This window comes from Micromonospora sp. M71_S20, assembly GCF_003664255.1.
Lineage (GTDB): Bacteria > Actinomycetota > Actinomycetes > Mycobacteriales > Micromonosporaceae > Micromonospora.
The window spans coordinates 210563-222617 of sequence record NZ_RCCV01000003.1 but is presented as its reverse complement, the minus strand read 5'-3'; the positions used below and the strand labels follow the sequence as shown (position 1 = coordinate 222617).

The 12055-nt window shown below is 74.7% G+C and carries 12 protein-coding genes; 8 read left to right on the top strand and 4 right to left on the bottom strand.

Annotation, left to right across the window (positions count from 1 at the left end; genetic code table 11):
- The first annotated feature begins 62 nt into the window (after nucleotides 1–62).
- Genes DER29_RS26185 through DER29_RS26175 form a run of 3 tightly spaced genes read left to right on the top strand, consistent with a single transcriptional unit; the run spans nucleotide 63 to nucleotide 2981 of the window.
- Complete coding sequence (locus tag DER29_RS26185; protein ID WP_007072348.1) at nucleotides 63–302, top strand: acyl carrier protein; 240 nt, start codon at nucleotides 63–65, stop codon at nucleotides 300–302.
- Nucleotides 303–304: 2 nt separating this feature from the next.
- Nucleotides 305–1531: a beta-ketoacyl-ACP synthase II gene (gene fabF, locus DER29_RS26180; RefSeq protein ID WP_121400336.1), complete on the top strand. Its 1227-nt coding sequence runs from the start codon at nucleotides 305–307 to the stop codon at nucleotides 1529–1531.
- 10 nt (nucleotides 1532–1541) lie between these two features.
- Nucleotides 1542–2981, top strand: a complete 1440-nt coding sequence (locus DER29_RS26175; protein WP_199729555.1) for an acyl-CoA carboxylase subunit beta — start codon at nucleotides 1542–1544, stop codon at nucleotides 2979–2981.
- Nucleotides 2982–3081: 100 nt separating this feature from the next.
- On the opposite strand, the gene DER29_RS26170 is transcribed toward DER29_RS26175, so the two are convergent.
- A complete protein-coding gene (locus tag DER29_RS26170; protein ID WP_121400334.1) occupies nucleotides 3082–3300 on the bottom strand; it encodes a hypothetical protein in 219 nt (72 codons plus the stop codon).
- Between the two features lie 88 nt (nucleotides 3301–3388).
- Between DER29_RS26170 and DER29_RS26165 the strand changes: the two genes are divergently transcribed.
- Both DER29_RS26165 and DER29_RS26160 read left to right on the top strand, forming a co-directional pair.
- Entirely contained in the window at nucleotides 3389–4288 is a 900-nt protein-coding gene (locus DER29_RS26165; RefSeq protein WP_121400333.1) for a MerR family transcriptional regulator, read from the top strand.
- A gap of 74 nt (nucleotides 4289–4362) precedes the next feature.
- A complete protein-coding gene (locus DER29_RS26160) occupies nucleotides 4363–5013 on the top strand; it encodes a lipoprotein (RefSeq protein ID WP_148710106.1) in 651 nt (216 codons plus the stop codon).
- 6 nt (nucleotides 5014–5019) lie between these two features.
- Here DER29_RS26160 and DER29_RS26155 read toward each other — a convergent pair whose 3' ends face one another.
- Both DER29_RS26155 and DER29_RS26150 read right to left on the bottom strand, forming a co-directional pair.
- The gene (locus DER29_RS26155; protein ID WP_121400331.1) at nucleotides 5020–6756 is read right to left on the bottom strand and encodes a glycoside hydrolase family 3 protein; all 1737 of its coding nucleotides are present in this window, start codon (nucleotides 6754–6756) and stop codon (nucleotides 5020–5022) included.
- Between the two features lie 77 nt (nucleotides 6757–6833).
- Nucleotides 6834–7325 (bottom strand): DUF3145 domain-containing protein, encoded by a 492-nt coding sequence (locus DER29_RS26150; protein ID WP_121400330.1) that lies wholly within the window; start codon nucleotides 7323–7325, stop codon nucleotides 6834–6836.
- A 307-nt stretch (nucleotides 7326–7632) separates the two neighbouring features.
- Here DER29_RS26150 and DER29_RS26145 point away from each other — a divergent pair, with 307 nt between their 5' ends.
- On the top strand, nucleotides 7633–7962 hold the full coding sequence (locus tag DER29_RS26145; RefSeq protein WP_074313395.1) for a hypothetical protein: 330 nt from the start codon (nucleotides 7633–7635) through the stop codon (nucleotides 7960–7962).
- Nucleotides 7963–8047: 85 nt separating this feature from the next.
- On the opposite strand, the gene DER29_RS26140 is transcribed toward DER29_RS26145, so the two are convergent.
- Nucleotides 8048–8638, bottom strand: coding sequence for a carbonic anhydrase (locus tag DER29_RS26140; protein ID WP_121400329.1), 591 nt, complete (start codon nucleotides 8636–8638; stop codon nucleotides 8048–8050).
- Between the two features lie 148 nt (nucleotides 8639–8786).
- On the opposite strand from DER29_RS26140, the gene DER29_RS26135 reads away from it, so the two are divergent.
- Nucleotides 8787–9722, top strand: coding sequence for an alpha/beta fold hydrolase (locus DER29_RS26135; protein WP_121400328.1), 936 nt, complete (start codon nucleotides 8787–8789; stop codon nucleotides 9720–9722).
- Between the two features lie 165 nt (nucleotides 9723–9887).
- A complete protein-coding gene (locus DER29_RS26130; RefSeq protein WP_121400327.1) occupies nucleotides 9888–12005 on the top strand; it encodes an AAA family ATPase in 2118 nt (705 codons plus the stop codon).
- Nucleotides 12006–12055: the final 50 nt, after the last annotated feature.

Sequence of the window (12055 nt, the reverse complement as noted above, 5' to 3'; positions counted from 1 at the left end):
CGGGGAGTGACGGCCGGCGTCGTCGGCCGTCGAATGATCCACGATGAGAGGAACCAACCGCAATGACCCGTGACGAGATCACCGCCGGCCTCGCCGAGATCCTCGAAGAGGTTGCCGGGGTGAACCCGGACGACGTGGCCGAGGGGAAGTCCTTCACCGACGACCTGGACGTCGACTCGCTCTCCATGGTGGAGGTCGTGGTGGCGGCCGAGGAGAAGTTCGGCGTCAAGATCCCGGACAACGAGGTGCAGAACCTGAAGACCGTCGGGGACGCCGTCAGCTACATCGAGGCGCAGTCCTGATCATGGCTCACACCGACGTCGTCGTCACCGGGCTCGGCGCGACCACCCCGCTGGGCGGGGACGTCGCGTCGACCTGGGACGCCATGCTCGCCGGCCGCTCCGGGGTGGGTCCGCTCACCCAGGAGTGGGCCGAGCAACTGCCCGTCCGCATCGCCGCCCGGCTCGCGGTCGAGCCGACCGGCCTGATCGACCGGGTCAAGCTGCGCCGGCTCGACCGTTCCGAGGCGATCGCGATCATCGCGGCGCAGCAGGCCTGGGCGGACTCCGGCCTGGCCGACTCCGGGCTGGACCCGGAGCGGCTGGGCGTCAGCGTCGGCTCGGGCATCGGCGGCGCGCTGACGCTGCTCGCCCAGGACGACATCCTGGAGGCGTCCGGCCCGCGGCGGGTCTCCCCGCACACCATCCCGATGCTGATGCCGAACGGCCCCGCCGCCTGGGTGGGGCTGGAGTTGGGCGCGAAGGCGGGGGTGCACTCGGTCGCCAGCGCCTGCGCGACCGGCGCCGAGGCGATCGCGCTCGGCATGGACATGATCCGTGCCGGCCGGGCCGACGTGGTGGTGGCCGGCGGCACCGAGGCGGTCATCCACCAGCTGCCGATCGCCGGGTTCAGCTCGATGCGGGCGATGTCGACCCGCAACGACGAGCCGGAGCGGGCCTCCCGGCCATGGGACAAGGGCCGCGACGGCTTCGTGCTCGGGGAGGGCGCGGGCATCCTGGTGCTGGAGCGGGCGGAGCACGCCGCCGCCCGGGGCGCCCGGGTCTACGCCCGGCTGGCCGGCGCCGGCCTCACCTCCGACGGCTACGACATCGTCCAGCCGCATCCGGAGGGCGAGGGCGCGATCCGGGCGATCGCGAAGGCGATCGCGGACGCGGGCGTCGCCAAGGCGGACATCGTGCACGTCAACGCGCACGCCACGTCGACCCCGGTCGGTGACGTCGCGGAGATCACCGCGCTGCGCGCGGCGCTGGGTGACCACCCGGTGCTGACCTCGACCAAGTCGATGTCCGGTCACCTGCTGGGCGCGGCGGGCGCGCTGGAGTCGATCGCCACCATCCTGGCGATCCGCGACGGTGTCGTACCGCCGACGATCAACCTGGACGACCCCGACGACGGGCTCAGCCTGGACGTGGCCGCCAACGAGGCGCGCCACATGGACATCCCCGCCGCGCTGAACAACTCGTTCGGCTTCGGCGGTCACAACGTGGCTCTCGTCTTCACGCGGGCCTGAGACCACAGCCATGGAGGCTCACGTGACCACCACCGCCGTTGGCGTGGACGCGTCGTCCGTCGCGGACCACCGGGATCCGGAGGTTCGGCTCCGGGCGTTGTTCGACGCGGGCTCGTTGCGGTTGTCGGTGCCACGCGACACCTCGGGTGTGCTGTGGGCGCGGGGTGAGATCGACGGTTCGCCGGTCGTCGCGTACGCCACGGACGCGACGCGGATGGGCGGGGCGATGGGCACCGAGGGGTGCCGGCACGTCGTGGACGCGATCGACACCGCGGTGCGGGAGCGGGTGCCGGTGATCGGGTTGTGGCACTCGGGTGGCGCGCGGTTGGCCGAGGGCGTGGTCGCCCTGGACGCGGTGGGTCAGGTGTTCGCGGCGATGGTGCGCGCCTCGGGGCGGGTGCCGCAGATCTCCACGGTGCTGGGCCCGGCGGCCGGTGGCGCCGCGTACGGGCCGGCGCTGACCGACATCGTGGTGATGAGCGGCGCGGGCCGGATCTTCGTGACCGGCCCGGAGGTGGTACGCAGCGTCACCGGTGAGCAGGTCGACATGGCCCGCCTCGGTGGGCCCGAGCCGCACGGCCGCCGCTCCGGGGTGGTCCACGTGACCTGCGCCGACGACGAGACGGCGCTGGTCGAGACGCGCAAGCTCGCCGCGCTGCTCGGCCGGCAGGGGCGGCTGTCGCCCGACGACGTGGCCGCCCAGGACGAGGGGGCACACGACCTCACGGCGAAGATGCCGGTCGAGACGAACCGGGCCTACGACGTCAAGCCGGTGGTGAAGGCGCTGCTGGACGCCCCCGGGGTGGAGCTGCACGCCAAGTGGGCGCCGAACGTCGTGACCACCCTGGGGCGCTTCGCCGGGCGTACCGTCGGGGTCATCGCGAACAACCCGCTGCGCCTGGGCGGCTGCCTGGACGCCTCCAGCGCCGAGAAGGCCGCCCGGTTCGTGCGCATGTGCGACTCCCTCGGCGTGCCGCTGATCGTCCTGGTCGACGTCCCCGGCTACCTGCCCGGCCTGGGCCAGGAGTGGGACGGCGTCGTGCGCCGGGGCGCGAAGCTCCTGCACGCCTTCGCCGAGGCCGTCGTGCCCCGGGTCACCCTGGTCACCCGCAAGGCCTACGGCGGGGCGTACATCGCGATGAACTCCCGCTCCCTGGGCGCCACCGCCGTGTTCGCCTGGCCCAACGCCGAGGTCGCGGTGATGGGCGCCGGCGCCGCCGTCAACATCCTGCACCGCAAGAAGCTCGCCGCCGTCCCCGCCGAGGAGCGCGAGGCGCTGCGCGCGCAACTCGTCGAGGAGCAGACCCGCATCGCCGGCGGCGTCAACCGGGCGCTCGAGATCGGCGTCGTCGACGACGTCATCACCCCGGCCGAGACCCGCCGCCGCATCGCCGAGGCCCTCGCCGCCGCCCCCGCCGCACGAGGCGCCCACGGCAACATCCCCCTCTAGACCGACCACGGCATCGGTGCGGCCACCGCGTGGCAGCCGGCCGCGCCGCGGCCGGTCGACGTGCCGCCGAAGGGCTCGCGCTCAGGCCCTTCCGCGTCGCTCAGCCCCGGTTGCGGGGGTGCTGGCGGGCGGTCCGCTCGTTGCCCCGGCGGTAGTTGCCGGTCCAGCGGGCCATCACGAGCTGCGGGTCGCCGTCGACCTCGGCGAGGAACTCCGCCGCCCGGCCGCCGCGCAGGGTGCCCGCCGCCCGGCCGTGGTGGGTGATCACCACCGTGCCGTCGGACCGTTCGACGTACGCGAAACCCTCAGCCGTTGCCATGTGCGCGAGGGTGCCAGGCGGCGCGACCGGACGCGACCCGGTTTTCCCGCTTGACTCTCCAGCGGCTGGAGGCAGGAGGCTTCTCGACGTGGACGACCGCACCGACCTGTTCACCATCGGGCAACTCGCCCGCCGGACCGGCCTGTCCGTCCGGACGATCCGCTTCTGGTCCGACCTCGACCTGCTCCCGCCCACCGCGCGCTCCACTGGCGGTTACCGCCTCTACGACGCCGCGGCCGTGGCCCGGCTGGACCTGGTCCGGAGCCTGCGGGAGCTGGGGATCGGCCTGGACGACGTGCGCCGGATCCTCCAGCGGCGGATGAGCGTCCGGGAGGTGGCACAGGCGCACAGCCGCGCCCTGGACGCGGAGATCCGCACGCTGCGGCTGCGCCGGGCGGTGCTGCGGTCGGTCGCCCGACGTGGCAGCACGACCGAGGAGTTGAGACTGATGAACGACCTGGCCCGCCTCTCCGCCCAGGAGCGGCAGCGGATCATCGACGAGTTCGTCGCCGAGGTCTTCGGCGGCGTGGAGCCCGGCCCCGGCGGCGACGGGCTGGCCCGGGCGATGCGGACGCTCCCCACCGACCTGCCCGACGAGCCCACCGACGAGGAGGTGGACGCCTGGATCGAGCTGGCCGAACTGGTCGCCGACCCCGCCTTCCGGCTGCGGGTACGGGCGATGGCGGTGGCCGGGGCGGCGGCGACGTCCCCGCCGCCGGCGATGCCCTCCGTCGAGCCGGCGCGCGCCGCGCTCGCCGCCGGGATCGCCCCGGATTCCGGACGGGCGCGGGCGGTGCTCGACGAGATGGTGGACCCGGGACTGTCCCGCGCCGAACGGCTCGCGCTCGCCGACGGCATCGCGGCCTTCACCGACCGGCAGGTGGAGCGGTACTGGCAGCTGATCGGGGTGCTCAACCGGCGGCCCCCGTTCCCGCCCGCGGTGCCCGCCGTGGAGTGGCTGGTGGCCGCCCTGCGCGCGGCACCCTAGATCAACCGGGTTGACGGCGCCGGTCCGCGCCGCTTTGATGAGCCGGCTCTCGTCGTCAACGGGGAATGGACATCATGCAACGTCGTACCCGCGTCGCCGTGCTCGCGGCGCTGACCGCCGCGCTGACCGCCGGCTGTGCCGAGGGGAAGGAGTCGCCGTCGGGCGCCGGCCCGCCGTCGGCCTCGCCGGGCCCCACCGGCTCGCCGGTGACCCCCGGCCCGCCCTGGCACGACGAGGTGGTGGCGGCTCCCGCCGGCACCACGGTGGGCGGCAAGGGCACGCCCTGCGAGCTGCCGGTCACGTTCTCGGTGCCCGCCGGGTGGAAGGTCGAGGCGGTGCGGGGCTCGGCGAAGTTCGGCGAGCCCCGTCTCGACAAGGCCCTCATGCTGTGCGAGATCGACGCCCGGCCGACCGCCGACATCGGGTTCCTGCGGGTGTGGCGGGTCGACGGGGTCGCCGGCGGCGCCCAGGAGCACCTGAAGCACTTCCTCGACGCGTACTCGCCGGAGGCCGCGGACGCGGAGTACCGGCGGGTGAAGGCCGGCACCGTCGACGCCGTCGAGGCGAGCTACCCCAAGGAGGACGGTGGCCCGGTCCACGACCGGGCCATCGCGATCTCGTCCCTCTACGGTCCGATCGTGCTGAGCCTCGACACGCCGGAGCCGGCGGAGCTGCTGCCGGCGTACCAGCTGGTGAAGCAGTCGGCCCGGATCAACCGCGACTGACGCGGCTCAGGCGCCGCAGGTCGTGGCGGGCAGGCCGGTCACCGGCACCGGGGACCGGCCGCCCGGGCGGGTCTTGCCGGCCAGCACCCCGGCGAGGGCGGTCATCGACGCCCGGCTGGAGGAGTAGGTCGCCAGCAGCGTGGGCGACTTGGCCTTCGCCAGCACGTACGGGGTGTCCATGGCGACCGTGACGGCGGCGTCGGCGCGCAGGTCGCCGGCGCCGTCGCCGTACCCGACGAGGTGCACCACCGTGCCGCCGCCGGCCACCACCTTGACCCCGGCCGCCTTGAGCGCCTCGGTCAGCGCCGCCCGCGTGTGCTCCCGCCCGCCGGAGGCGGTCACGGTCACCGGGCCCCGTACGCCGCCGCAGGCGCCCCGCAGCACCGTCACCGCCGCCGCGGCCAGGTCCTCCGCCGCCTTGCGGTGCGCCGGGCCGGCCAGCGTGGACAGCTCGGGAGTGGGCCGGTCGGCCAGCTTGAACTTCATCGTGAGCACCCGGGTCGCGGCCTCGACGAGGCGGGCGCGGGGCAGCGAGCCGTCGCGGAGCGCGGCGAGCAGCCCGTCGTACGCCTGACGGACGTTCGGCGGCATCAGGATCAGGTCGTTGCCCGCCTTCAGCGCGCGCACCGCGGCCTCGCCCGGCGACCAGCGCTTGGCCGGCGGCATGTTCATCCCGTCGGTGATCACCACGCCCTTGAAACCGAGCTGGCCACGGAGCACGTCGGTGAGCAGCTTGTGCGAGAACGTCGCCGCGGTGCCCGGGTCCACCGACCGCGCGTCGAGGTGGGCGGACATCACGGCCATCGTGCCCGCGTCGATGGCGGCGGAGAAGGGCGGCCACGCCCCGGTCTCCAGCGTCCGGCGGGGCTGGTCGAGCACCGGCAGTCCCTCGTGGGAGTCGGCGGCGCTGTGCCCGTGCCCCGGGAAGTGCTTGACGGTGGCCGCGACGCCCGCGGCCTGCAGGCCCCGGACCGCGCCCGCGACCTGCCCCGCCGTCACCTTCGGGTCCGCCCCGTACGACCGGGAGCCGATCACGGTGCTGCGGGTGGCGAGCACGTCGGCGACGGGGGCGAAGTCGAGGTTGATCCCCATCGCGGCGAGTTCGGTGCCGGCCGCCCGCCAGGCGGCCTCGGTCAGCTCCGGTCGTCCGGCGGCGCCGGCGGCGAGGGCGCTGGGCAGCAGGGTCACGCCGTCGGTGATCCGGGTGACCACGCCGTGCTCCTGGTCGGTGCCGATCAGGAAGGGCGCCGGCCCGGCGGGCAGCCGGCCGGCGGTCGCGCGCAGGCCGTCGGTCAGCGCGCGGACCTGCTTCGGGTTGTCGACGTTTGTCGTCTCCTGGTTGCCCTTGGTGGGGTCGTCGGCGCTGAAGCCGACCAGGATCAGCCCGCCGAGCCGGTACTTCTCGACCATCTGGGCGGGGGTGTCCACCCCGGCCAGCGCCTGGTTGCCGGCCGCCGAGCCGGACGAGACCCGGGTGGCCGCGTCGCCGTAGGCGTACGGCATCAGCACCTGGCCGACGAGGTCCTCGTCGGCCAGCGAGGCCACGAGGGCGGCGGCGCGGGCGGCGGGATCGGCGCCGGGGACGCTCGCGGCGGGTGTCGGGGCCGCCGTCGGGGCGGCGGCGCTCGTCGGCGCCGGGTCGGGACGGCGGTCCGCCGGCCCGGAGCACCCGGAGACGAGCAGTGCGGTCAGGGCGGCGAGCGCGACGCCGGCACGTCGCGGGATAGTCGACACGCGGCCCATCCCACCAGTTCACCCCTTATCGGGGCAACTTGACCTTCACCCGGCAGGAGGAGTCGGTCCCGGTCCGGGCCCCGGCGTCAGCCGACGCGGGTGAGCAGGGTCACCGGCGCGCCGTCGCCGGCGTACCGGTAGGGCTCCAGTTCGGCGTCCCACGCCGTGCCGAGCGCCTTGTCGAGGGCGTGCGCGAGGGCCTCGGGCGCCCGCGCGCCCGCCATGATGCTGCGCAGGCGGTCCTCGCCGAGCTGGATGTCGCCGGCCGCCCCGACGCTCGCCCGGAACAGGCCCCGCCCGGGCACGTACATGAAGCGCTCGCCGTCGGCGCCGGGGCTCGGCTCCTCGGTGACCTCGAAACGGATCATGGGCCACTGCCGGAGGGCAGCAGCCAGCTCGGCGCCCGTCCCCGGACGACCGGTCCACCCGCACTCGGCCCGGCGTGCGCCGGGGTCGACGGGCTGAGCCGTCCACTGCAGGTTGACCGGCGCGGCGAGGACGCGCGCGATCGCCCACTCGACGTGTGAGCACACGGCGAGCGGGGTCGAGTGGACGTATACGACGCCACGCGTTGGCACGGTGACCTCCCGGAGAGCGAGGTGCGTCTTCCCCTACGACCTCGACCACCCGAGTGGTTGCTGGAACACATGATGACTGGTGTGACGGATGGTGCGCCAGGGAATCGGAAAATTCGCGGGTCGGAATAGTCGGACGGGTGCCCCCGTTGACCCCTGACGACGCGATGACCAGCCAGGGATCGCGGTCGTGTACAGTTCCATCGGCGGCCTGTGCCGCGCACATCTTCCGCGGGCCCACCCACCAGGGTGTCGTCCGCACAGCCCCCGGACGTTCCGTCCTCCCGTACGTCTTGCAAGGAGTACCTCCGTGGCGAGCAACACCTCTAAGACCGCGCGCGCGTCAGTCCGGGCCGGCCAGGCTGGCCAGGGTGGCGCCCTCAGCGTGCTGGGCGAGTTCAAGTACCTCATCCCGCTCAACGGCGGCAAGCACGCCTACGTGCGGAACCTGACCAACGGCAAGACCGCGCACCTGCGCACCGACTCCGAGGCCTTCGTCGAGGAGATCCGGGTGCTGGCCGCCGCCGGCCACGCCGCGAAGATCCGCGCCGAGATCAACAACCTCAACACGACCCACCCGGGTGACGGCTGGGACGCCACCGAGAAGCGCCTCGTCGAGGCCGGCGTCTTCGAGGGCTGAGCCCTCCCCCACGCGACACCGCGACCGCCCGTCGGGATCATCCCGGCGGGCGGTTCCACGTCCGCGGACCCGGGCGAGGGTCTTCCTACGTCTCCAGCAGGGCCACCTCGCCGGTCGCCAGGTCGTAGAGGGCGCCGACCACCGTCAGCCGGCCGGCGGCGGCCGGGGCGGCGAGCCGGTCGTCGGCGCGCAGGGCGGCGACCGTACGGAGCACGTGCCGCCGGACCGCCATCGGACGCACCCGGGGGTCGTCGACGCCCACCTCGCGCACCGCCGGGGCGATCTGGTCGACGAGGTGGGCCAGCGCGCCGCCCGGTGACCGCCCGGCGCGCAACGCGTCCACGGCGGAGGCCACCGCGCCGCACCGCTCGTGCCCGAGCACCATCACCAGCGGCACGCCCAGCTCACCGACCACGTACTCGATGGAGCCGAGCACCGCCCGGTCGAGCACGTGCCCACCGGTGCGGATCACGCAGATCGAGCCGAAGGTCTGGTCGAAGATCGCCTCCAGCGGCACCCGCGAGTCGATGCAGCCGAGCAGCACCGCGTACGGCTGCTGGTCGCCCGAGGCCGCCGCGGCGGCGGCGGTGACGTCGTGGCCGTGCACCGGCTGGCCGCTGACGAAGCGGCGGTTGCCGGCGAGCAGCTCGGCCAGCGCGGCCCGGGGCGACCCCATGCCCCCCAGCTTGGCGGGCCCGCCGGAGGCCCGGAGCCGGTTGCGAATCTTCTCACCGACACGGTTGTCGTGGTCTCATGACGGGTAGCCGGTGTTACCACCGGGTATCCCCGGTGTTGCGGTTCCGTGCGGCCCTGGGGAGGTGACGATGCCGGAGCACGTCGAGGTACGTCTTGCCGACGACGTACGCCTGCACGTCGAGGCGACCGGACCGGCCGACGCCGAGGTCACGGTCGTGCTGCTGCACGGCTGGACGCTCGACGGGCGCGCCTGGCACCGGCAGCTCGCCGACCTGCGGCGACGCTTCGGCGACGCGGTACGGGTGGTGACCTACGACGCGCGCGGCCACGGCCGGTCGAGCTGCATGGCGCTGCCCACCGCCACCGTGGCCCAGCTCGGCGACGACCTGGTCGCGGTGCTGGACGAGGTGGCCCCGACCGGTCGTGTCGTGCTGGTCGGCCACTCGATGGGCGGCATGACGATCATGGAGTACGCGCACCGCCACCCCGAGCACTTCGCCGCCCGGACGGCCGGGCTGGTCTTCGTCTCCACCACCGCCGAGGGCCACACGCACACCGCCTACGGCCTCTCGCCCCGGATCGCCCGGCTGATCCGGCTCGCCGAGACCACCGGGGCCGGCGTGCTGGCCCGGTGCGGGGCCTGGCGACCGCCCCGGGCGCTGCTGCGCGCGCTGCGTCCCAGCATCCGCTGGATGCTCTTCGGCGACCGCTGCGACCCGCACGACATCCGGCTGGTCACCTCGGCGGTGGCCCGGGCCACCCTCCGCTCGATCGGCGGGTTCCGCGCCTCCATCGGGGCGCAGCACCGGCTGGACACCCTCGCCGAGCTGGCCCACCTGCCGGCCGCCGCCCTGGTCGGCGACCGGGACCGGCTCACCCCGCCGCCCTGCGCCGAGTCGATCGCCGGCGCGCTGCCGGCGACCGAGCTGACCGTCTGCCCGGGTGCCGGGCACATGCTGATGATGGAACGCCCCGACGAGGTCAACGCGGCGCTCGGCGGCGTGCTCGGGCGCGTGCTCGCCGCCCCCGGGGCCGGCGCCACCGCCGTCGCCCGGGCGGACTGAGCCGGGCCGCCGGGGAGCGCGACGCGGCCCCCGCGGGCGTGACGCGGGTTCCTTTCCCACACCGGTCGCGCCGCTGGTTGCGCGCGGGCCGTACCCTCTTGCGGTTGGCCTGGCGCGGTCCGCGCGGTTCGCGCCGCCCGCCGCCGACGTCAGGAGGAGCGAGCGGTGAGCGACCAGACCACCCTGGAACAGGAGATCGCCGTCGAGCAGCGGCATCTCGACCGGGTGTACGCCCGACTGGCCGAGCTGCGCCGGTCGGCGGTCAGCGCCGAGAAGGAGGGCTACCGGCTCGCCCGGGTGGGCAACTTCGGGGCGCTGGTCGAACGGGACGCGATGGTGTTCCACGCCGCGCGGCGGCGGCACATGCTGGACGCCGAGCACGAGGGCCTGGTCTTCGGTCGGCTGGACCTGCTCGACCGGCAGGTGCTGCACGTCGGGCGGCTCGGCATCCGGGACGACGACGCGTCCACCCTGGTGGTCGACTGGCGGGCCCCGGCCGCCGCCGCCTTCTACCAGGCCACCCCCGCGCAGCCGCTGGGCGTGGTGCGGAGACGCACGATCCAGTCCTCCGCCGAGCGGGTCACCCGGATCGAGGACGACCTGCTCGATCCGGTCGCCGCGCCCGCCGACATGGCGGTGGTCGGCGACGGCGCGCTGCTGGCCACGCTGTCGAAGGCCACCGGCCGGGGGATGCGGGACATCGTCGCCACCATCCAGCGGGAGCAGGACGAGGCGATCCGCTCCCCCGGCTCGGGCGTGACGATCGTGTCCGGCGGTCCGGGCACCGGGAAGACGGCCGTCGCCCTGCACCGGGCCGCGTACCTGCTCTATTCCGACCGCAGCCGGTTCGCCGGGGGCGGCATCCTGGTGGTGGGCCCGTCCTCGGTCTTCGTCGAGTACATCGCCTCGGTGCTGCCCTCGCTCGGCGAGGACACCGCCACCCTGCACTCGCTGGGCACGCTCTTCGCGGGCATGACCGCCACCCGCACCGATCCGCCGGCGGTGGCGGCGGTGAAGGGCTCGCTGCGGATGCGGCGGGTGCTGGAGCGGGCGGCCCGGGACGCGGTGCCGGACGGCCCGACCGAGCTGCGCCTGCTCTACCGGGGCGCGCTGCTCCGGCTGGAGCGCCGTGAGCTGGACGGCATCCGCGACCGGGCGATGCCGCGGGGCGCCCGGCGCAACGAGGTGCGCCGGGCCGGCTTCGACGGGGTCTTCGCCGCGCTCTGGGCGCAGGCCCGCAGGTTGGGCGTCGGCCGGCTGCCCGAGCAGCGCGCGTTCGAGGACGAGATCGCCGAGCGGCCGGAGTTCCGGGAGTTCCTCAAGGCGTGGTGGCCCCGGCTGCACCCCCGGCACGTGCTGGGCTGGTTGTCCCGCCCGGACCGGCTGCACCGCTACGCCGGGGGGATCCTCTCCCGCGCCGAGATCCGGCTGCTGACCGACGCGTACCGGAGCCTCGACGCCGCCGGGCTGACGATCGCCGACATCGCGCTGCTCGACGAGTTGGACGCGTTGCTCGGCAAGCCGATGCGGCCGGCCCGGGCGAAGCGGGACCCGTTCCAGCTGGCCGGCGGGGTCCGCGAGCTGAGCACCTTCGCCGACCGGCAGCGCGCCGCCCGCGACGCGGCCCGGGAACGCCCCGACGACTACCGGGAGTACGCGCACGTGGTGGTCGACGAGTCGCAGGACGTCTCGCCGATGCAGTGGCGCATGATCGGCCGACGGGGTCGGCTGGCCTCGTGGACGGTGGTGGGCGACCCGGCGCAGACGGCGTGGACGGGGGATCCGGAGGAGCTGACCCGCGCCCGGGACCAGGCGTTGGGCCGGCGCAAGCGGCACCACTTCACCCTCACCACGAACTACCGCAACTCGGCGGAGATCTTCGCGGTGGCGGCGGCCGAGATCCGTCGGCTGCACCCGGACCTCCCGCTGCCCAGGGCGGTGCGCTCCACGGGCGTCGAACCGGTCGAGCTGGCGGTGCCGCCGGCGGAGCTGGAGGCCGCGGTGGTGGCGGCGGCCGGCGCGCTGCTCGCCGAGGTCGAGGGCACGGTCGGCGTGATCACGCCGGTGCCCCGCCGCGACGAGGTGGCCGGCTGGCTGGGCGGGCTCGGCGCGCCGCGCCTACAGGTGGTGACCAGCCTGGAGGCCAAGGGCATGGAGTACGACGGGGTCGTCCTCGTCGCCCCGAGCGAGATCCGGGCCGACCCGGGGTCAGGGGTGCGGACGCTCTACGTGGCGCTGTCCCGGGCCACCCAGCGGCTGACCACCGTCGACCCGATCGGCTGAGGATCCGTTACTTGCATACATAGCGATGTCAGCATAAATTGAACGCGAAT